The organism is Crossiella cryophila (genome assembly GCF_014204915.1).
Taxonomy (GTDB): domain Bacteria; phylum Actinomycetota; class Actinomycetes; order Mycobacteriales; family Pseudonocardiaceae; genus Crossiella; species Crossiella cryophila.
In genome coordinates this window covers 2,502,960-2,522,917 of record NZ_JACHMH010000001.1, presented here as the reverse complement: position 1 = coordinate 2,522,917, position 19,958 = coordinate 2,502,960, and the positions used below count along the sequence as shown (strand labels likewise).

21 protein-coding genes are annotated in these 19,958 nt (G+C 70.8%); 14 read left to right on the top strand and 7 right to left on the bottom strand.

Annotated elements, in window-relative coordinates; translation table 11 throughout:
- Nucleotides 1-11 precede the first annotated feature (11 nt).
- A complete protein-coding gene (locus HNR67_RS11750; protein ID WP_185002069.1) occupies nucleotides 12-755 on the top strand; it encodes a S1 family peptidase in 744 nt (247 codons plus the stop codon).
- A gap of 69 nt (nucleotides 756-824) precedes the next feature.
- Here the strand turns inward: HNR67_RS11750 and HNR67_RS11745 are convergent, their stop codons facing one another.
- The 4 genes from HNR67_RS11745 to HNR67_RS11730 form a co-directional block, all read right to left on the bottom strand.
- Entirely contained in the window at nucleotides 825-1,445 is a 621-nt protein-coding gene (locus HNR67_RS11745) for a hypothetical protein (protein WP_185002068.1), read from the bottom strand.
- 64 nt (nucleotides 1,446-1,509) lie between these two features.
- Nucleotides 1,510-2,106: a DUF6875 domain-containing protein gene (locus HNR67_RS11740; RefSeq protein WP_185002067.1), complete on the bottom strand. Its 597-nt coding sequence runs from the start codon at nucleotides 2,104-2,106 to the stop codon at nucleotides 1,510-1,512.
- Entirely contained in the window at nucleotides 2,103-2,723 is a 621-nt protein-coding gene (locus HNR67_RS11735; RefSeq protein WP_185002066.1) for a hypothetical protein, read from the bottom strand. Before HNR67_RS11735 ends, HNR67_RS11740 begins: the two co-directional genes overlap by 4 nt.
- Nucleotides 2,720-4,081, bottom strand: coding sequence for a pyridoxal phosphate-dependent decarboxylase family protein (locus HNR67_RS11730; RefSeq protein WP_185002065.1), 1,362 nt, complete (start codon nucleotides 4,079-4,081; stop codon nucleotides 2,720-2,722). Before HNR67_RS11730 ends, HNR67_RS11735 begins: the two co-directional genes overlap by 4 nt.
- Before the next feature lie 142 nt (nucleotides 4,082-4,223).
- Here HNR67_RS11730 and HNR67_RS11725 point away from each other — a divergent pair, with 142 nt between their 5' ends.
- The 4 genes from HNR67_RS11725 (at nucleotide 4,224) to HNR67_RS11710 (ending at nucleotide 6,739) form a co-directional block, all read left to right on the top strand.
- Complete coding sequence (locus tag HNR67_RS11725; protein ID WP_185002064.1) at nucleotides 4,224-4,883, top strand: PadR family transcriptional regulator; 660 nt, start codon at nucleotides 4,224-4,226, stop codon at nucleotides 4,881-4,883.
- A gap of 140 nt (nucleotides 4,884-5,023) precedes the next feature.
- Nucleotides 5,024-5,422: an SgcJ/EcaC family oxidoreductase gene (locus tag HNR67_RS11720; RefSeq protein WP_185002063.1), complete on the top strand. Its 399-nt coding sequence runs from the start codon at nucleotides 5,024-5,026 to the stop codon at nucleotides 5,420-5,422.
- A gap of 73 nt (nucleotides 5,423-5,495) precedes the next feature.
- On the top strand, nucleotides 5,496-5,984 hold the full coding sequence (locus HNR67_RS11715) for an acyl-CoA-like ligand-binding transcription factor (RefSeq protein ID WP_185002062.1): 489 nt from the start codon (nucleotides 5,496-5,498) through the stop codon (nucleotides 5,982-5,984).
- Nucleotides 5,969-6,739, top strand: coding sequence for an alpha/beta fold hydrolase (locus HNR67_RS11710; RefSeq protein WP_185002061.1), 771 nt, complete (start codon nucleotides 5,969-5,971; stop codon nucleotides 6,737-6,739). Before HNR67_RS11715 ends, HNR67_RS11710 begins: the two co-directional genes overlap by 16 nt.
- A gap of 50 nt (nucleotides 6,740-6,789) precedes the next feature.
- Here HNR67_RS11710 and HNR67_RS11705 read toward each other — a convergent pair whose 3' ends face one another.
- Nucleotides 6,790-7,668: a lipase family alpha/beta hydrolase gene (locus HNR67_RS11705; RefSeq protein ID WP_185010513.1), complete on the bottom strand. Its 879-nt coding sequence runs from the start codon at nucleotides 7,666-7,668 to the stop codon at nucleotides 6,790-6,792.
- 146 nt (nucleotides 7,669-7,814) lie between these two features.
- Here HNR67_RS11705 and HNR67_RS11700 point away from each other — a divergent pair, with 146 nt between their 5' ends.
- From HNR67_RS11700 to HNR67_RS45600, 3 genes are all read left to right on the top strand, one after another.
- A complete protein-coding gene (locus tag HNR67_RS11700; RefSeq protein ID WP_185002060.1) occupies nucleotides 7,815-9,017 on the top strand; it encodes a PucR family transcriptional regulator in 1,203 nt (400 codons plus the stop codon).
- 2 nt (nucleotides 9,018-9,019) lie between these two features.
- The gene (locus HNR67_RS11695; RefSeq protein WP_185002059.1) at nucleotides 9,020-9,706 is read left to right on the top strand and encodes a TetR/AcrR family transcriptional regulator; all 687 of its coding nucleotides are present in this window, start codon (nucleotides 9,020-9,022) and stop codon (nucleotides 9,704-9,706) included.
- Nucleotides 9,707-9,775: 69 nt separating this feature from the next.
- The gene (locus HNR67_RS45600; RefSeq protein WP_185002058.1) at nucleotides 9,776-10,054 is read left to right on the top strand and encodes a DivIVA domain-containing protein; all 279 of its coding nucleotides are present in this window, start codon (nucleotides 9,776-9,778) and stop codon (nucleotides 10,052-10,054) included.
- An 888-nt stretch (nucleotides 10,055-10,942) separates the two neighbouring features.
- Here the strand turns inward: HNR67_RS45600 and HNR67_RS11685 are convergent.
- Nucleotides 10,943-13,018 (bottom strand): phosphocholine-specific phospholipase C, encoded by a 2,076-nt coding sequence (locus tag HNR67_RS11685; RefSeq protein ID WP_185002057.1) that lies wholly within the window; start codon nucleotides 13,016-13,018, stop codon nucleotides 10,943-10,945.
- A gap of 155 nt (nucleotides 13,019-13,173) precedes the next feature.
- On the opposite strand from HNR67_RS11685, the gene HNR67_RS11680 reads away from it, so the two are divergent.
- Genes HNR67_RS11680 through HNR67_RS11665 form a run of 4 tightly spaced genes read left to right on the top strand, consistent with a single transcriptional unit; the run spans nucleotide 13,174 to nucleotide 17,719 of the window.
- A complete protein-coding gene (locus HNR67_RS11680; protein WP_185002056.1) occupies nucleotides 13,174-13,983 on the top strand; it encodes an SAM-dependent methyltransferase in 810 nt (269 codons plus the stop codon).
- 2 nt (nucleotides 13,984-13,985) lie between these two features.
- Nucleotides 13,986-14,783 (top strand): SAM-dependent methyltransferase, encoded by a 798-nt coding sequence (locus tag HNR67_RS11675; RefSeq protein ID WP_185002055.1) that lies wholly within the window; start codon nucleotides 13,986-13,988, stop codon nucleotides 14,781-14,783.
- Nucleotides 14,780-15,595 (top strand): SAM-dependent methyltransferase, encoded by an 816-nt coding sequence (locus tag HNR67_RS11670; protein ID WP_185002054.1) that lies wholly within the window; start codon nucleotides 14,780-14,782, stop codon nucleotides 15,593-15,595. The genes HNR67_RS11675 and HNR67_RS11670 overlap by 4 nt, the downstream gene beginning before the upstream one ends.
- 6 nt (nucleotides 15,596-15,601) lie before the next feature.
- Nucleotides 15,602-17,719 (top strand): putative bifunctional diguanylate cyclase/phosphodiesterase, encoded by a 2,118-nt coding sequence (locus HNR67_RS11665; protein WP_185002053.1) that lies wholly within the window; start codon nucleotides 15,602-15,604, stop codon nucleotides 17,717-17,719.
- Nucleotides 17,720-17,874: 155 nt separating this feature from the next.
- On the opposite strand, the gene HNR67_RS11660 is transcribed toward HNR67_RS11665, so the two are convergent.
- Nucleotides 17,875-18,765: a LysR family transcriptional regulator gene (locus HNR67_RS11660; protein ID WP_185002052.1), complete on the bottom strand. Its 891-nt coding sequence runs from the start codon at nucleotides 18,763-18,765 to the stop codon at nucleotides 17,875-17,877.
- Between the two features lie 70 nt (nucleotides 18,766-18,835).
- Here HNR67_RS11660 and HNR67_RS11655 point away from each other — a divergent pair, with 70 nt between their 5' ends.
- Together HNR67_RS11655 and HNR67_RS11650 are read left to right on the top strand one after the other, a co-directional pair.
- Nucleotides 18,836-19,564, top strand: a complete 729-nt coding sequence (locus tag HNR67_RS11655; protein WP_185002051.1) for an SDR family oxidoreductase — start codon at nucleotides 18,836-18,838, stop codon at nucleotides 19,562-19,564.
- A gap of 14 nt (nucleotides 19,565-19,578) precedes the next feature.
- A complete protein-coding gene (locus tag HNR67_RS11650; RefSeq protein WP_185002050.1) occupies nucleotides 19,579-19,956 on the top strand; it encodes a nuclear transport factor 2 family protein in 378 nt (125 codons plus the stop codon).
- Nucleotides 19,957-19,958: the final 2 nt, after the last annotated feature.

Here is a 19,958-nt window from a genome sequence, read left to right as displayed (position 1 = left end):
AGCGCTTTCCCATGAGGATTCGTCGTATCGCGGTAAGTCTGTTCGTTGCCGCGGCCGCCGCCGTGACCGGTCTGGCCGGTTCCGCCTCGGCCGCTCCGGCGCCGAGCGAGGACGTGTCGCCGCTGATCGTGGGTGGCGGCAACGCGACCCAGACCTACTCGTTCATGGTGTCGCTGGACACTGGTTGTGGTGGGTCGCTGATCAAGCCGACCTGGGTGGTGACCGCCAAGCACTGCACCAACACCGCGCCGCGGCAGGTGCGGGTGGGGTCGCTGTACCGCAACCAGGGTGGTAGCACCGCCGCGGTGAAGCGGGTGCTGCGGCACTCCTCCGCCGACCTGGCGCTGCTGGAGCTGGCCTCGCCGGTCAGCCAGGCGACCGTGCCGCTGGCCTCGACCTCCGGCGCCGTCGGCACCGCCACCCGGATCATCGGCTGGGGTGCGACCAACGCGAGTGGGTCGGGGGCGGCTACCTACCTGAAGGAGCTGAACACCTCGATCGTCGCGGACAACCGGTGCACCAACGGGATGAACGCGGCCGCTGAGATCTGCACCAACAACCCCGGTGGCAACCAGGGCGCCTGCTACGGCGACTCGGGTGGTCCGCAGGTCAAGCAGGTTGGTGGGGCGTGGCAGCTGGTTGGCGCGACCAGCCGGTCCGGCAACGGCGACCCGCGCTGCGCCACCGGCCCGTCGATCTACGTGGACGTGCCCTACTTCCGCAGCTGGATCGGCCAGTACGTCGGCTCGGTGTGATCTGTCCTTAGTGGACCGTCCGGCCCGCCTGCTCCCTGCGCAGGCGGGCCGGACTCCGCTGTAGTCGGCTCAGCGCACGCGGGTGATGACCACTCGCCGGATCAGGAACTTGCCGGGCTCCCTGACCTGCTCGAAGGCACTGCTGTTGAGCAGCACGCAACTCCCGGAGGGGCCGGTCACCGGCACCGTGGTGGACTTGTTGTTGTCCAGGTTGGTCACCTTGAGCAGGGTGCCGACCGGGAATTGGTTGCTGGTCGCGCCAGGTGTGCCGCCCTCGGCGGAGAGGGTGACCGTGTTGCCGCGGCAGACCACCTCGCCCGCGCCGCCGCCGGGGGCCGGGGCTGGCGCACTGCTGGGTGGCGGGGCCGCGTTTCCGCCCTGGCCGGGGTTTTCCGGGCTGACCGCGGCGGTGCAGCCCGCGGTCTGACGGCGTTGCTGGATCAGGTCGACCACCGCCTGCCGGTTGGCGATGCGCGCGGTGGAGAGCGCGTCCGGGTTGCGCTGCTGGCCCTGGATGAAGCTGAGGTTGTTGCGCAGCGCGGTGTCCAGGCCCGCGCAGGACTCCGCCGCCTCACCGGTGCCGGTGCTGATCGCGATCGCGCCGCCGGTCAGCGCCGCCACGCCGAGCACCGCGGCCGCGCCGATGGTCGCCGTCTTCCGGTGCCGTCCACCGCTGCCGAACAGAGGCATGCCGTTCTCCTTCGTCGTCACTGCCTGGTCAGGACCGGACAACGGAAAAGTCCCCGGTCGCGGTTCAGCGAAAGATGAGCTGGGCTCGCAACCGCGCCGGGATGCCCGGGGCGAACCGGGCCAGGTAGGCGTCCAGCTGACCGGGTTCGGCCAGCAGGAACGGCAGGTCGACCGGGAGCAGCCGCCGGATGGCCAGTAGCGGCAACGGCGAGCGCAGCGGACGGAACTCCTGGTTCCACAGGCCGGGTTCGGCGCAGTGCGGGTGGAACTGGCCGAGCATCAGGCCGTCGGCGACGAACCTGGACTTGAGTTCCCGTTGCACCGTGTCGATCTCGTCCGGATCGGCCGCGGGCAGCACGAGCACGTAGGTGAGCAGCTCGGCATCTGATGAGTCCATTGTGGACAGAGTTGCGGTGTAGGCGGCGCGCAGGCCGGTGAGGGTCTCGCGCAGGTCGCCGGAGCCGCCGAGGCCGAGGTGGAACAGGTCCCGGCGCAGCGCGGGGCGGGTGTACGGGCAGACCGGGCCGGTGCGGCCGAGATCGGGGTGGCCGGGCACCAGGAACTCCTTGGCCCAGCGCAGGATCCGGGCCAGCGGCGGCAGGTCGGCGGCCGGTGGTGACCCGGCCTCGATCTCGCTCGCGGTCCACAGTCGCGGGGTCATCGGACTGTCCTGGGCGCGCGCCACATCGGGCGCAGGCTGGGACCCTCGGGCAGCCGGATGTCCTGGCCGTGCGCGGTGAAGCCGAGCAGCCGGGCCGCGGCCGCGCCACCGGGTGAGCTGGCCTCCAGGTAGATCGGCAGGCCGAGCCGGTCGCAGCGGTCGATCACGTACGGGGCGAGTTGCCTGCCGCGGCCGGTGTGCTGGAGATCCGGTGCCACACAGGCAAAGCTGAAGTAGCAGTGCGGCTGGTCCTGCGGGTGCGCGGCGTCCTGGAGCCGGCCGATGGCGCGCACCTTGGCCGCGTCCGGGCCAAGCGCGGCGGTGAACCGGCGGTCCAGTTCGGCCTGCTGGAACGCGGTCAGCTCGGTGGCGCCCGGCGGCAGGGTGAGCAGCACCGAGTCCAGGTCGACGGTGGTGTAGACGCCGTGGTTGGCCAGGGACAGATCCAGGAACACCCGGAACATCCGCGGCAGTTGCGCGGCCCGTTGCCGGGGGTCCGGGAAGATCCACTCGGCCAGCGGGTCCGCGGCGAAGGACTCGGCGAGCAGCCGGGTCAGCGTCGGGACGTCGGCCGGGGTGCCCTTGCGCACCAGGCGGTCCAGGGTGGTGGTGATCATGTGTCCTCCCGTTGCCGTACGAGTTCGGTGACCCGCCGGTGCAGCCGGTCCACACACGGCTCCGCCTCGGGTTTGAGCAGCACGCTGCGCAGCACCCGGGCGCAGGCGGCATCCGCACGCAGGCCGGGGTGGCGGCGGCCGAGTTCGGCGGCGGGCACACGCAGGGTGCTGAGGTAGACCGGGTCGGCCGGATCGGCCATGCCCGCGGCCAGTGCCCGCGCCGATGCTCCGTCCACTTCGGACAGTGAGTCGCGCTGCGGGAAGTAGGTGAGGATGTCCAGTTCCGGCGGCTGATACAGCGCCAGTTCCGCGGACTTCTCGATCAGCTCGGCCCAGTGCAGGGCGGCCCGGCGTCCGGCCGCGACCACCTCGCCGAGGCCGGATCTGGTCAGTGGCAACACCTTCAGCGTCAGCCACAGTGCGGCGGCCGCGGCGCCGGCCCGGCTGCATTCCAGGGAGATCTCACCCAGGTGCAGTTCGTCGGAGGTGAAGTAGGTGTAGGGCGAGTCGTGCCGGTAGAAGCGGCCGACCCGCGGGTCGGCGAACAGGACCGCGCCGCAACCGTAGGGCTGCAGGCCGTGTTTGTGCGGGTCCACGGTCACCGAATCGCAGTGCCGGATCGCGGCGAAGGGTTCGGCCGGCACGCCCAGCTCCCCCGCCAGCAGCGCGAAGAACCCGCCGTAGGCCGCGTCCACGTGGATCCGGACGCCGTACTTCTGCTTCAGCGCCACGGCTTCGTGGATCGGGTCCACCGCGCCGAGTCCGGTGGTGCCGGGGGTGAGCACCACGGTGCCGACATCACCCCGGCGCAGCCTGCGTTCCAGCGCGACCATGTCCATCCGGCCCAGGCCGTCCACCGGCACCGGTTCGCTGGGCATGCCGAGCACCTGGCACATCCGGCCGTGCGTGTAGTGCGCCTCCGCGCTGTGCAGCACCGGCTTGCCGGGGTGGGTTTCCCTGGCCACGAACAGCGCTTCCAGGTTGGCGATGGTGCCGCTGGTGGTCAGGTGACCGAGGTGGGTGGGCAGCCCGAACATCCCGGCCAGCTGGGCGATCACCTCGCGTTCCATCCGGGCGGTGGCCGGGCCGCCGTCCAGGGCGTGGTTGTTCGGGTTGAGCAGCATCGCGGCCAGGTAGCCGGTGATCGCGGCCGGGTGTGGCGGCTTGACCATCTGCGCGGCGTAGCGCGGGTGGAAGAACGGGTAGTTGTCCCGCATCCGCTCGCCGAACTCGGCGAAGGCACGGCCGAAGTCGGCGTCGCTGACCGCGTTCGCCGGGTGCGGGGTGACCGGGCCGAACCCGGCCGCCCAGTCCCGCGCCTGGTCCACCGCGCTGCCCAGCCAGTATCGGAGATCCACGTGATCCAGCCTGGTCAGCGCACCCGCCAGGCACCTCCCGCCGGGAGGGGACCCGGCTCCTCCCCCGGCGGGAGCGGGTCCCGGTTGCCAGGGGACCTCCGTCTCCGTATATTCGGAAACGAGTAATCGGAACGGAGTACAGATGGCCACCAGGTACCGCCGCTCGAACCCGCTGGCACTGGCACTGCTGTCACTGCTCTGGGAACGCGAGATGCACCCCTACGAGATGGCCACCACGCTGCGCGAGCGGCACAAGGACGAGAGCGTCAAGCTCAACTGGGGCACGCTGTACACGGTGGTCGAATCGCTGACCAAGCACGGCCTGATCGAGGTGGTGGAGGCCGAGCGGGACGGGCGCAGGCCGGAACGCACCCGCTACCGGCTGGCCGCGGCCGGGCTGACCGAGCTGAACGACTGGCTGCGCGAGCTGATCTCGGTGCCGCACAAGGAATATCCGCGGTTCGAGGCCGGCGTGTCGCTGCTCGGCATCCTGCCGCCGGAGGAGGCCGAGCGGCTGCTCGGCCAGCGCGCGGACACCCTGGCCGAGCAGGCCGACGGGCTGCGCGCGGTGATGGCCATGTTGCGGGAGCAGGGCTTGCCCGCGCTGGCCTGGATCGAACTGGAGTACCGGGTGACCATGATCGAGGCCGAGCAGCGCTGGGTGCGCGGGGTGGCCGAGAGCATCCGGGCGAACACCATCGAGGGCGCGGACTGGTGGCGCGACTGGCACGCACGGGGTGCGCAACCGGGTCAGCTGCCGCCGTTCGGGCCCACCACAGACGTCCAGTCCGAAGTGGACTGACGAGCTTCTCGGCGCGGTGCGCCAACACCGCGCCGAGAAGTGGCTCGCGAGCACCGCGTGGCGGCTCCCGCGTTCCGGTAACGCGAACCCAGGATAGCCGGGGCGCCACGCGGATCTTCCAACACACAAGGAGCATCCGCATGTCCGACATCAGCAGGGTTTTCCAGCGTCTGGTCCAGGCCTGGAACAACGGCGACGCCACCGCCTACGCCGCCCAGTTCACCGAGGACGTCGACTACGTCACCTTCCACGGCTTGCACATCCGTGGCCGCGCCGAGCTGGAAGCGGGGCACGCCAAGCTGTTCGCCGGTCCGCTCAAGGGGGTCAAGCTCGGCGGCGGGTCCGGTGCGGCCGAGCCGCCCGCGGTGAAGTTCCTCGGCCCGGAGGTCGCGGTGGTGGTCAACTCCGGCGGCAGCACGCTGCCCGAGGCCGACTCCCCCGCACCCGAGCGCGACTCGGTGACCACCGCGGTACTGGTGCGCACCGGCGGGGACTGGCTGATCAGCGCGTTCCAGGTGACCCGGCGGCAGGCGTTCTGACGCACCGCCGACCACTTGACGCCTGACGTCAAGTACTTTACGTTTGCCGTCAAGTAGCAAGCGGAGGTACTCGATGTCCGTCCCGACGTCCTTCCACACCGCCCTCGTCGCGCAGCTGCTGCGGCTGAGCGAGCAGCGGCTGCTCGACCCGCTGGAAATCCTGCTCCAGTCAGCGGATCCGCTGACCACGGTGCGCACCTACCTGCGGGCCGCGGTGGAAACCCAGGCGGCACAACTGCTCGGGCGCGATGAACGGCTGGCCACGCACGCGGTGGCCCGGCTGATCAGCGCGTTCTACCCGGGCGATGAGCCGTTCGACCCGCCGCTGGAGTGGTGGCAGACGCCGTTGGGCCAGGTCGTGGCGCGCCGGGTCGGACACCCGGCCGCCGAGGCGGTGCCGTACTCGGTGGCCGGGGCGATGCTCGGCGTCACCCGGCAGGGCGTGCACGACCTGGTCAACCGGCACAAGCTCGACCGGCATCCCGACGGTGGCGTGCGCACCGAGTCCGTCCGCATCCGGCTACTCACCAGAAAGGACGGATTCGCATGGGGGACAACGTGATGGAGCTGGTGGTCGAGTCCGGTCCGGTGCCGCTGGCGGTGCGGGACCACGGCGGGGACGGCCCGCCACTGCTGCTGTTGCACGGACTCGGCGGGTCGATGGCGCACTGGGATCCGCTGCTCCCGGAACTGACCGCGACCCACCGGGTGGTCCTGATGGACCTGCGCGGGCACGACGGTTCCGGGGTCGGGCCGTGGAGCTGGGCGGCGGCACTGGCCGACGTCGAGGCGGTGATCACCGCGCTGGACCTGGGCGACCCGGCGGTGGTCGGCATGTCGCTGGGCGGCATGGTGGCCACCCGCTGGGCCGGGCGGCCAGGCTGCCCTGGCGCGGTGAACCTGGACGGCCTGCGTGGTTTCCTGACCGCGCCGGAGAACTACCCCGGGCTGGACCCCGCCTTGCGGGACAAGGAGATCGAGCGGTTGCGGGTGCTCTTCGACGGGCACGCGGCCGCGGTCACCGGACCGCTGGCACAGATCATCGCCGAGGCCAGGGCGGCTCTGGAGGAGGACCACATCGGCGCCTGCCTGGCCGCCCAGTCCCCGCTGCTGGTGGTCGTGGCCACCGAGAACCTGCCGGCGCAGCAACAGTTCCCGGAACTGGCCGAGGCGTTCCGCCGTGGCCTGGAACGGGATCTGGCCGCACTCGACGATGTGTGGCACGTGCAGGTCGAGCGGATCGGCAGCTCGCACGCCATGGTCACCCAGCACCCGGCCGAGGTGGCCAAGCTGATCCGGCGGTTCCTGGCAGGCTGAGCACACCGCGACCCACCGTCCACAATGGAGGGTGGGTCGCGGTGCTCAGGTCAGCAGCGGATCGGCTTGGCGTGCGCCGGATCCAGCGCGTTGAACACCAGCTGGGCGACCAGCGGGTCCACCGCGACCAGGATGTGCTCGGAGAGGTTGAACGGGCACAGGTCCTGCAGCACGTAGTTCTTCGCGTTGGGCGCGTGCATCCAACCGCTGGTGTGCGGCCAGACCGCCTCGTCGTAGCGGGTCATCACGTTGGTGTAGCTGACCCCTGGCACCGCGACGCCGTCCTGGTTGAGCTTCTTGAGGAAGTCCGAGCCGTTGAGGAACTGCAGCGCGGAGGGGAACACCGGCCCCATGATGCCGTCGATGACCGGGCCGAGGCCGAGCTTGCGGGCGAAGTCGAGCAGCCTGGGCAGGGCCAGCAGTTCGGTGCCGTTCCACAGCGGGGTCAGCGCGACGTAGCGGTTGACCTTGTCCTTGCCGCCGAGGAACTTCACGTAGTGGTTGGGCATCAGGCTGCCCTCGGAGTGCCCGACGATGTCGACCTTGCGCGCCCCGGTGTGCTTGAGCACCCGGTCCACGAACGCGCCGAACTCCTGCGCGCTCTGCTCCATCGGCAGCCGGCCACCGATCTGGTTGATCGGGAACGGGGTCCCGGCAGGCACCCCGTAGGTCAGCGCGAACACGCAGTAGCCCCTGGCCTTGAGCTGTGGGGACAGCGTCAGCCAGTTCACGGTCATGTTCGCGCTGGCGCCATGCGCGAGCACCACCGGTTCGGGGTGGGCCTTGCTCGGCTTACATGCCCAGTTGTTGGCTCCGGGCGGCGATCCGGGTTCGGTCGGCGGTACCGCGGCAGCGGCCGCACCAGCGCCCACCACCAGCACCGTCAAGGCTGTGACCAGGGCAAAGACCAGGGCACGCAACGTCCTCATCGACACCAGGTGTCCCTTCCGTGAACAGGGTGGCCCCGGACCAATCGTGATCGTGGTCACGCTGTGGTGGAATGGGTGCGAGCACAGCCTTGACCCGTCCTCGTTTGTGCTCGCGCACAACGACGAGGTTGGGCGGTGCGACGGCGGTGACTACCCCGAGTTTCCCGGGCGCGGTGCGCAGGCTGGCCAGGCAGCTGACCGGTCAGGTGCCTGGGCTCGCGCTCGCCCTGGCCACCCGGATCCGCACCGAGGTGCCCGCCTACCAGGACGACCGGCTGGTCAGCTTCGCCGACCTGGTCGCCGAGTGCGAGGCCAACCTGTTGCAGGGCCTGCGCGATGTGGAGAGCCCGTCCTGGAGCGGCACGGACGCCGCGCGGGTGCTGGGGCACCGCCGCGCCGAGCAGGGTTTCCCGGTGGAGGCGACGCTGCGCAGCTACCGCATCGGCGGGCAGTTCATGTGGGAGACCTTCGTCAGCGCGGCAGGCTCGGACCTGGGCGACCAGCGTGCGGTGCTGGCCGCCGCGACCACGCTGTGGACCTTCATCGACACCTACTCCGCCGCGCTCGCCGAGGGCCACCGGCTGGCCAGCGAGGACCGGGCGCGCACCGACACCGAGGTCCGCTCGGCCCTGCTGGAGGCGTTGTTCGCGGGCAAGTCCGCGGCCGGGCGGTCCCTGCTGGACTGCGCCGCGGACCTCCGGCTGCCCGCGGCCGGGCGGTTCCTGGTGGTGGTCGCGGACACGCACGCGCTGCCCCGGATCGAGGAACGGCTGCGGCTGCGCGGCACGATCTCGGTGTGGCGACAGGAGATCGACGCCCAGGCGGGCATCGTGCTGTTGCCGCCCAGTGGTTCGGTGGAGCAGTTGTGCGCGCACCTGGCCGGGCACACCAGGGCCAGGGTCGGGGTGAGCGCGGAGTACCACCAGATCGAGGCCACCCCGGCCGCCAGGCACGCCGCCGGACTGGCCCGCGCCGCGGTCGGCCCGCACGGACCGGGGGTGCTCAGGCACGACCGGGAGCCGGTGCCGATCCTGCTGGCCAGTGCCCCGGAGGCGGCCCGCGCGGTGGCCCAGGCCGCGCTCGGCCCGGTGCTGGAGCTGCCCGCGCGGGACCGGGAGCTGCTGCTGGCCACACTGCGGGTCTGGCTCGGCCACGACGGCGCGACCAGTGCCGCGGCCGCCGAGCTGCATTGCCACCGGAACACGGTCCGGTATCGGTTGCGCAGGCTGGAGGACCTCACCGGACTGTCGCTGACCAGCCCGAAAGCCTTGAGCGAGTTACACCTCGCGCTGGAGGCTTTGCGTCTTCTGCCTCAGCGTGACACCCCCGCTGAGCGGGTAGGTTCTTGATCGTGACTACTTCTCCGCCGGAGGGCGGCCGACGCCGACCGGGTCCCGCCCCCCGGTTGAGCCGGGACCTCATCGCCGAGGCGGTCCTGGGTGTCGGTTTCGAGGAGGTCACGGTCACCGCGGTGGCCCAGCGACTCAGCGCCACCCACGCGGCGTTGTACCGGCACGTCACCGACCGGGACGATCTGGTGCGGGCCGCGGTGGAACGGGTCGCCGACCGCGCGCCCCAGCCCGAACTCGGCCCGGACTGGGACCAGCTGCTGCGCGGCGAGGCATGGGTGCGCTGGCGGATCTTCACCGAGTACCCGGGCATCCGGCAGGCGGTGGCTGGCCTGTCCTGGTCAACCGACCCCTTCGGCGCCCGCTCCCTGCCGGTGATCCGGCACCTGATCAGCCTGGGTTTCCCGGCCGAGGCGGCGTTACTGGCCACCGATGTGGTGATCGACATGGTGGACGAGTCCGCGGTGACCGCGGTGGACACCCGGCGACTGGGCCCGGAGGCGGTGGGCCAGCGGATCCAGGACTCCTTCCCGGACCCCGAGCTGGACACCGATCTGCGCCGGATCGCCTTCCAGGCCATGGTCGAAGATCAGGACGTCTGGTTCGGCAACAAGCTGGACGTGGTGCTCGCGGGGATCCGCGTCACACTCGCTCCGGGGACAGCGGGTACCCCGACGGGTGACGCCTGACCCACTGAGCCCGCACACACCCCGGCCCGGCGTGATACTGCGGCGGTCACCCACCCGGGGAGGACTGCCATGAACGACCGGGGACTCACCCCGACCGATGTCCGCAACGTGGAGTTCAGCACTTCCTCGCTGCTCCGCCGCGGCTACGACGAGGGCGAGGTGGACGCCTTCCTCGACCGCGTCGAGGCCACCCTGCGCGGCGCCGACTCAGTCACCGCCCGCGACGTCGACGAGGTCACCTTCAGCAAGCCACCACTGGGCCGCCGCGGCTACAACGTCGACGAGGTAGACGCCTTCCTCGACCAGGTAGTAGCCACCCTCAGCACCCTGGACGAAGCCACCGGCTGAACCCAATCCCCCCGCGTGTTGGCCGTTCTTGTACGGAGTGTTGGCCGTTCTTGTACGGGTCGTTGGCCGTTGTGGGACGGGGCGGGGTTTGGGGTTGGGGGTAAACCCCACGACGAGGGTTCTCGCGTGTTCTCCGTACGGCCTGGAGCTTGCTGACCGCGCCCCGAGGAGCGGCCCCTGCAACCTGCCGCCGCCCGGCCCACCCAACGTGACGGGGGCCGCTCCTCGGGGTGTGGTTGGCTTGCGGAAGGCCGTGCGGAGAACACGCGAGCCCTCGGAGCCACGCTGGGTCCGGCCCCGGCAGCACAAACCCAGCCCCGCAACCTGCTTGCCCGGCTCTTGACTTGTCCACCCCCTCCGGTGGTCTGCCCGGCCGGCGAGGCCATCCTTTTTCGCTCTTGGCCTCTGTTGCTGAGGTACCCGAACAAAGATCAAGAGCGTCCTCGCCGGACGGGCAGAAATCAAAGGATGGGGGGGAAATCAAGAACAAGGGCAGAGAAGAAGAGCAGTGCTCGTACGGTTCCCCCATCCCCGTCAGCCCTCCGATACCAAACCACATCCCAGCCAGCGACCGCCGTCACGTTGGGTTGGCCGGGCGGCGGTTTGTGTTGCAGCGGCCGCTGGCTGGGATGTGGTGTGTCCTCTCCAGGCTGACGGGGATGGGGGACCCGCTCGGGGTGTGTTGAAAAGCCACCCCGGCTGCTGGTGTTCGGGCTTCGCCCGGTCGCAATCGCCTAAGGCGTACAAGAACGGCCAACGTGCCGTCCCAGAACGGCCAACACTGGGTACGACAACGGCCAACACGCGCGGAGGGTTGAGGGTTGAAACCCTCGTCGGCGTGTTGGCCGTTCTGGGACGGTGTGTTGGCCGTTGTTGTACGCGAGGTTGTTAGCCGCTGATGCTGTCGCGGTTGTTCTCGATGTGGCCTGACAAGCGGCGGTGGAAGGGGTCGTTGCCTTGGACTCGGATGGTGAGGTCGTACCAGCCTTGGGTGGCTGCGGTGGAGTGGTGCACGGTGCGGTTGGTGTGGGGGCCGACCTGGACCTTGCGGCCGCCGACGTCGAAGGTCAACGGGGTGGCGCCGGTGTTGCGCAGGGTCAGGCGGAGTAGGCGGGCGGTGCTGGCGATCTCGGTCTCGACCTCGGCGGGGCTGTCCTTGGTGCCGCCGAACTCGCGGCGGAAACCGTTGGGGCCCAACAGGGTCAGGCGGTAGTTGGGGCCGGGGAGGGGGACTGCGTCGTTCTTGGCTCCTGCCACGTCGTAGTGCCTTGGCACGGGGAACTCGCCTGCGTAGGCGTGCAGGGACAGGTGGGTGCTGGACTGGCCTGAGTTGCGCAGGCGCAGCAGCAGGTGGGTGCGGGTGGTGTCCAGGGTGGCGGAGGCGTCGGGCTGGTAGGGCAGGGCTCGGGCTGGGCGGGCGCCGGGTTCGGGGGCCGGCATGGCGGCCTTGGCCGGTGGGGTCGGGCGCCAGCGGGAGAGGGCGGGTGGGGTTTGCGCCGGTTCGACCGGGACCTTGCCGGGGCGGCGGCCGTGGAAGTCGAAGGCCGAGGTCAGGTCGCCTGCCACGGTGCGGCGCCAGGCGCTGATGTTGGGCTCGCGCACGCCCAGCCAGCCTTCCAGGAAACGCAGTACCGAGGTGTGGTCGAAGACCTGGGAGTTGACGTAGCCGCCGACCGTCCACGGCGAGACGATGGTGGCAGGCACCCGGAAGCCCAGGCCGATGGGCAGGCCGTCCACGTACTCGTCCGGGGTGCCGGGCGGTGGGACGGGCGGGGGCACGTGGTCGAAGTAGCCGTCGTTCTCGTCGTAGTTGATGATCAGCGCGGTGTGCCGCCAGACCTCCGGGTCCGAGGCGAGTGCGTCCAGCACCTGGTAGGTGATGCCCGCGCTGGCCGCCGGGGAGGACGCGCCGGGGTGTTCGGAGTCCAGGGCCGAGGGCACCAGGTAGGACACCTGGGGCAGTGTCCCGGCGGCGATGTCGGCGCGCAGGTCGGCGGCCAGTCCGCCGGTGGGTACCCGGTGCAGGCCGCGGTCGTACAGCGCGCGCTCCTCGCCGGTCAGGGTGGCCACGCCCTTGGCCAGCAGGTCGAGAAGTCGTTGCCGCTCAACGGGTTCGGCGTCGCGGACCTTGCCGTAGAAGGTGTCCAGGCTCTTGAAGTCGCCTGCGGGCGCGAGTGCCTTGCGGGCGATGGCCTTGAAGCGGGCGAAGAACTCCAGCGCGTTGTCCTGGAAGTTGTCGAACTCCTGGTAGACCTTCCAGCTCCGCCCGGCCCGCTGCAACCGCTCCGGGTAGGTGGTCCAGTCATAACCCGCGTGTGTGTCCTCGGCGTAGGCCCAGTTGCGCACCGAACGGCGCGTCTGGTTCGGCGGCGGCTCGAACCCGACCGTGCCGGTCATCAGGTACATCCGGTTCGGGTTGGTCGCGCCGAAGACCGAGCAGTGGTAGGCGTCGCACAGGGTGAAGGTGTCGGCCAGCTCGTGGTGGAACGGGATGTCGGTGCGGTCGTAGTAGGCCATGGTGGCCGGGGACTTCGCGCCGATCCAGCCGTCCAGCCTGCCCTGGCCCCAGGCCTTGTGCCCGCCGTCCCAGTCGTGGTCCAGGTCGCCGATGTAGTGCACGGCCGCGCCCGGTCGCTGGGCGTCCTTGGCCGCCTGCCGCACCGAGAACGGCAGCACCGGCTCGCCACCCGCCCTGGGCTGGGCGAACACCGAGGCGCCACCGGGCAGTTCCAGGGCGTTGCGGTCGCCGAAACCACGCACCCCGCGCAGGGTGCCGTAGTAGTGGTCGAAGGCCCGGTTCTCCTGCATGAGCACCACGACGTGGCGCAGGTCGCGCAGTCCTCCGGTCGGGGCCGGCAGGGCCAGTGCGCGGTGCACGGAAGGCGGCAACAACGAGCCGAGTGCGGCGGCGCCAAGGGTGGCGGCGCCGGCGGTGAGCACCCGGCGGCGGGAAACAGCGTTCATACCGCCAACCTGACCTGCCGCGACAGTCCTCTGGTAGGGGCGAAGGGGTGACCATCGTGTGAACGAATGGCCTGGACCGTTCCGGTCAGTACACTCACCGCTACGGACCGGGCGCACTCGGTTCCGGTCGGTCACCAGGGCAGGGAAGGTGAGCCGTGGAGCAGCGGCTGAGCTGGGTGCCGAAGGAAGTCGACGTCTCCAAACCGTCCGCGGCCCGGGTCTATGACTACTTCCTCGGCGGGAGCTACAACTTCGCGGTCGACCGCGCCTTCGCCCAGCAGCTGCTCGCCGTCGCGCCCACCATGCCGATGGTGTGCAGGCAGAACCGCTCCTTCCTGCGCCGCGCGGTGCAGCACATCCTCGGCCACGGCGTGCGGCAGTTCCTCGACATCGGCTCCGGCCTGCCCACCACCGGCAACGTGCACGAGATCGCCCAGGCCGCCTACCCGGACGCGCGGGTGGTCTACGTGGACAACGAGCCGGTCGCGGTCGCGCACAGCGAGTTGATGTTGAAGGACAACGACTCCGCGATCATCCTGCACGCCGACGTGCGCGATCCGGAGTCTATCCTCAACGCCCCGGAGACCCGGTCGCTGATCGACTTCGACCAGCCGGTGGCGCTGCTGATGGTGGCCCTGCTGCACTTCGTGCCTGATGTCGACCAGCCGGCCGAGTTCATGGCCCGCTACCGGGACGTGCTCGCGCCGGGCAGCTTCCTGGCGCTGTCCCAGGGCACCGAGGAGCGGCAGCCGCCGCAGGTGCACGCCGTGCGCGACCTGTACAACCAGCGCGCCAACCGGGTCACCACCCGGACCAGCGCGGAGATCACCTCGTTCCTCGGCGATTTCGACATCGTCGAACCGGGCCTGGTGTTCACCCCGGAGTGGCGGCCGGAGTCGCCATCGGACGTGCCGGACGAACCCGAACTGGCCGGGTTCTACGCGATTGTGGGGCGTAAACCGTGACCGTGGCAGACCGTCGGCTGTGGGTGCCGACCGAGGTGAACGTGGACGCGCCGAGCGCGGCCAGGGTCTATGACTACCTGCTCGGCGGCAGCTACAACTTCGCCGCGGACCGGGAGTTCGCGCGCAAGGCCATCAGCATCCACCCCGGGCTGCCGATGGTGTGCCGGGAGAACCGGTCCTTCCTGCGCCGCGCGGTGCGGCACTGCGTGGCCAACGGGATCACCCAGTTCCTCGACATCGGCTCCGGCCTGCCCACCAGCGGCAACGTGCACGAGGTCGCCCCGGAGGCGCGGGTGGTCTACGTGGACAACGAGCCGGTCGCGGTCGCGCACAGCCGGATGATGCTCAAGGACAGCGACCGGGCCGCGATCGTGCACGCCGACCTGCGGGATCCGGACACCATCCTCAACGCCCCGGAGACCCGCCGATTACTCGACTTCGATCAGCCGGTCGGGTTGCTGATCGTGGCCGTGTTGCACTTCGTGCTGGACACCGACCTGGTGAAGACTGTGCTCGCCCGCTACCGCGAACAGCTCGCACCAGGCAGCTTCCTCGTCCTCTCGCACGGCACCCTCGAACAGCAGGCGCCATCGGCCAAGGCGATCCAGGACCTCTACAACCGCAGTCCCAACAAGGTCATCACCCGCACGAAGCAGGAGTGCATCGAGTTGATGGACGGATTCGACCTGGTCGAGCCCGGGGTCGTGTTCACGCCGCTGTGGCGCCCCGAGTCGCTGGCCGAGAAGCCCGAACGACCGGAGGACGCGGGCTGGTACGGGATGGCTGGCAGGCTGCTATGACCGAGACCCCCAGGTCGAGCTGGGTGCCCCAGGGTGTGGACGTGGAGCGCCCGAGTGCGGCGCGCATCTACGACTACTACCTGGGGGGCGGGTACAACTTCGAGTCCGACCGGCAGTTCGCCCGCAAGGCCATCTCGCTGCTGCCGAGCCTGCCGATGATCGCCCAGCAGAACCGGGTGTTCCTGCGCCGGGCGGTGCGCTTCTGCGTGCAGAACGGGATCCGGCAGTTCCTGGACATCGGCTCCGGCATTCCCAGCGTGGGCAACGTGCACGAGGTGGCCAGGCAGGTCGACCCGGCGGCGCGGGTGGTCTACGTGGACAACGAGCCGGTCGCGGTCGCGCACAGCCGGATGATGCTGGCCCAGGACCCGCAGACCGCGGTGGTGCAGGCCGATGTGCGTGATCCGGAGTCCATCCTCGACTCGCCGGAGGTCCGGCGGCTGATCGACTTCGACGAGCCGGTGGCGGTGCTGATGGTGGCGCTGCTGCACTTCATCCCGCACGCCGACGAGCCGAAGGCGTTCCTGGCCCAGTACCGGGACGCGATGGCGCCGGGCAGCTTCCTGGCGCTCTCGCACGCCACCCTTGAGCACCAGCCGGCCATCACCGAGCAGGTCCGGCAGCTGTATGAGAACAGCCAGAACCCGATGACCGCGCGCAACCGGGCCGAGCTGGAGATCCTCTTCGACGGCTTCGAGCTGGTCGCCCCCGGCATCGTGTTCACCCCCGCCTGGCGGCCGGACAGCCCGGAGGAGGTCGGGGACGACCCCGAACGGTCGGTGATCTACGCCGCGGTCGGGCGACGGCGGTGACCCTGGATGGCTGACCACGCGGCGTTCGCCAGTGCCTGGACCGCACAGGTCTACGGCACCAGCTTCGTCTCGCTGTCCCGGCCGGAGACCGAGCGCTTCCTGCTCGGCCTGACCGGCAGGCTGGTCGCCGCCCTCACCACCGACCCGTTCAGCGCGGTGCCTGCCGCGCAGGTCGCCGAGGACCTGGTCGCCGCGCACTACACCGGACCCACCGTGCTGGACCGGACCCTGCGCCTTGTCGGCGACCACTTACTGTCCACAGTGGACTTACCAGCCAATGGCGAGCTGCCAAGCCGGGTGGTGGCGCTGATGGCCGCGCTGGCCGCCGGGTACGCCGATGCCTTGCGGGAGCGCACTTTCGACGAGCAGGAGACGATCAAGCGGGCCGTGCTGCGGGCCCGTGACGACGCGGAGAGCGCGCTGCGGGCCAGCGACGCCCGGTTCCGGGCGATGTTCTCGGTGTCCCCCATCGGCATCGCGATCACCGGTCTGGACGGGCGGATCGTGGAGGCCAACGGCGCGCTGCAGGAGATCCTGTGCAGCTCGGTCTCGGCACTGTCCGGCTGCACCCTCGTCGAGCTGGTGCACCCGGACGACGCGGCCGCGCTGACCCGGTGCGAGGCCGAGCTGGACACCGGCGAGGTCGAGCTGTACCGCACCGAGAAACGCTTCCTGCTGCCCGACGGCGACCTGGTCTGGGCCTACGTCTCGGTGGCCCTGATCCACGACAGCCGGGGCGCGCCCGCCTACCGGATGGCCATGGTCGAGGACATCTCCCAGCGCCACCTGCTCTACGAACAGCTGCGCCGCCAGACCCTGCACGACCAGCTCACCGGCCTGCCCAACCGGGCCAGGTTCACCGCGGCGGTGGACGGCCTGCTCGGCCAGGCCGGGCCGCACGCGCGGGTGGTGCTGTGCCTGTTCGACCTGGACGGGTTCCGGGTGGTCAACGGCGGACTCGGGCCGGTGGTGGGCGATGAGGTGCTCAAGGAGGTGGGCGCCCGGATCCGGGAGAGCGTGGCCGCGGAGCCGGGTGCGCTGGCCGCCTACCTCGGCGGGGACCGGTTCGCGGTGCTGCTGCCCCGCTGCGGCAGCGTGCAGGCCGCGGTGGCCGCCACCGAACGGGTGCTGGCCGCCATCGGCGAGCCGATCCAGGTGGTCGGGCACCGGCTGACCGTCTCGGCCAGCGCAGGCGTGGTGGAACGCGCCGCCCAGGGCGTGCGCACCCCGGACCTGTTACGCGATGCCGACATCACCCTGCACTGGGCCAAGACCGACGGCCGCGGCCAGTGGACCCTCTTCGACACCGACCGGGCCAAGCGTGAGCGGATCCGCTACGAGATGGCCACCACCATCGCGCTGGCCATGGACAACGAGGAGTTCTACCTGGAGTACCAGCCGGTGGTGCGGCTGCGGGACGGCCTGGTGCGCGGGGTGGAGGCGCTGCTGCGCTGGGACCACCCCGAGCTGGGCGTGCTGGTCCAGGACGATTTCTGCGAGCTGGCCGAGGACATCGGCCTGATCGTGCGGCTGGGCAAGTGGGTGCTGCGGCTGGCCTGCGCCCAGGCCGCGACCTGGTCGGCCGAACTGGGTGCGCGGGCGCCCGCGGTGAGCGTGAACCTGTGCCCGCGCCAGCTCCGCGACGCCGATCTGGTGCGTGATGTGCAGACCATCCTGCGGGAGACCGGGCTGGCGCCGGAGCGGCTGTGGCTGGAGGTCCCGGAAAGCGCCGTCCCGGTGGAGGCGACCGAGGCCATCGAGACGCTGACCATCCTGGCCGAGATGGGCGTGGAGATCCTGCTCGACCGCTTCGGCAAGGACCCGGCCGATCCGGCGCACCTGCGGAACCTGCCGCTGCACGCGGTGAAGGTGTACCGGGTGCCGCTGGCCGGCCTCGGCGGCACCGGCGCCGACCCCGCGCGGGAGCGGATGGTCTCGGACCTGATCGCGCTGGCACACGTGCTGGAGCTGCCGGTGATCGTGGAGCACGTGGCCGACGCGGACCAGGCCCAGCGGCTCACCGAAATGGGCTGCGACGCGGGTCAGGGGCCCTACTTCGGCGTCGCGGGCACCCCGGAGGACGCGCGGGCGCTGCTGTCCGGGCACTCCGCCAGCCGAGGTTGAGTAGTTCCCCGCTGTGCCGGGGCCGCGGTGTCGAGGAGTATTTCCGGCAGACGGCGCGCCCGGTGACTCGGGGGAGGGCGATTGCCAGGGGGAACCGGCGAGGGGGCTTGCCGGACTGGTTCGGGGTGATCGAACCGGGCGCGTCGTCTATGGGGCTATCCGGCGAGCAGGGGTTCGCCGACGAGATCCAGTGCCACCCGCACGAAGCGGGCGATCCAGGGCGAGCGCGAGCCGGCCGGCCAGGCGATCACCGTCCGGTACGGGCTGGCATCGCGAACCGGCCGGTAGACGACGTCCGAGCGCGGGTTGAGGCTGGCCAGCGAGGACGGGATCAGGCCGACCGCCTGCCCGAGTGCGACGGTCTCCAGCAACTGCGAGCTGTCCGACACCTCGGGTCCGTCCGGCAGGTCGTGCGCACGCCCGGCCCAGTACGCCCGCTCGGCCTCGGTCGCGCCCAGCCACCTCGGCATCGGCTGACCGATCAGATCGGCGCAGTCGAGCACGGCGCGCTCGGCCAGCGCGTGCCCCAGCGGCAACGCGGCCACCCTCGGTTCGCTGAGCAGCGGTTCCACGTCGAACCCGGTGTGCTCGGCCGGAGAGCCGATCAGGGCCAGGTCGGCGCGGCCGTCCCGGAGCATCGGCGCCTGCTGACCGTAGCCGCTGACCACCACCTCCACCCGCTGCTCGCCCGGCAGTTCCGCGTAGGCGGCCACGATCCGGCGGAGCAGGTCGGTGGCCACGCCCGCCTTCGCGGTGACCACCACGGTCGGTGTGGCCGCGCCGGAGCGCCGGGTGCGGTGCACCGCGGCCGAGAGCGCGTCGAAGACCCGCCCGGACTCGGTGACCAGGGCCTGCCCGGCCGCGGTCAGCTCCACCCGCCGGGTGTCCCGGAGGAACAGCGGCACGCCGAGGCGGCGCTCCAGCTGGCGGATCGCCCTGGACAGCGCGGGTTGCGCGATGCCAAGCCCGGCCGCCGCCCTGGAGAAGTTCAGCTCCTGCGCGACCGCCCGGAAGTAGCGCAGTTCCCGCACCTCCAGCTCACTCATGCCGCCAGGGTATAAGCACAGACCAAACCGGTCTTTCCGGAACCGGGCAGGGCGCTGCTGAAGTGGGGGCGTGAACAACGAGGTGGCGCTGGTGACCGGCGCCAACAAGGGCATCGGCAAGGAGATCGCGCGAGGTCTGGCCGCCGCGGGACTCACCGTGTACCTGGGCGCCCGCGATCTTGAACGCGGCGAACAGGCGGCCCGGGAGCTGTCCGGCGACGTCCGGGTGCTCCGGCTGGAGGTGACCGACGAGGCCGGGGTGCGGGCCGCGGTGGACCGGATCGAGGCCGAGACCGGCAGGCTGGATGTGCTGGTCAACAACGCGGGCGTGGCCCTGGACTGGGACGCCGGGCCGGACCTGGCCACCGCCGAGGCACTCCGGCGGACCTTCGAGGTCAACGTGTTCGGCGTGGTCGCGGTGACCAGGGCCTGCCTGCCACTACTGCGCAAGGCTCCGCTCGGGCGGGTGGTCAACGTGTCCAGCCCGCTGGGCTCGCTCAGCCTGCTCAGCGACCCGGACCACCCGATCGCCCAGCGCCACCTGCTCGCCTACAGCTCGGCCAAGGCCGCGCTGAACGCGATCACCCTGCTCTACGCCAACGCTCTGCGCCCGGACGGCGTGCTGGTCGATGCGGCCAGCCCAGGCCTGGTGGCCACCGATCTCAACACCGACTCGCCCTTCCCGAGGGGCGAGCGGACCCCGGCCGAGGGCGCCGAGGTGCCGCTGCGGCTGGCGCTGCTCGGCGCGGACGGCCCGACCGGACAGTTCTGGGGCGAGGACGGCCCCATCCCGTGGTGATCGAAGTAGGAGACATGACCGAAACGCACAAGCAGACCGTCCGGGAGTTCCTCGACCTGGTGTTCAACGACAAGGACCCGGCGGCGGCCTTCGCCAGGTACGTGCACCCGGACTACGTCCAGCACAACCCGCACGCCCCGGACGGCGCCGCGGCCTCGGCGAGCTTCCTCGGCGGCTTCCTCGGGCAGTTCCCGGAGCTGCGACTGGAGATCAAACGGGTCTTCGCCGACGGGGACCACGTGATCACGCATTGCCATATGAGGCTGACGCCGGAGAGCCGGGGGTCGGCGATCATGGACATCGTGCGGCTGCGCGACGGGCTGATCGCCGAGCACTGGGACGTGGCCCAGGACGTGCCCGAGTCGCCCGCGAACGGCAACACCATGTTCTAGGT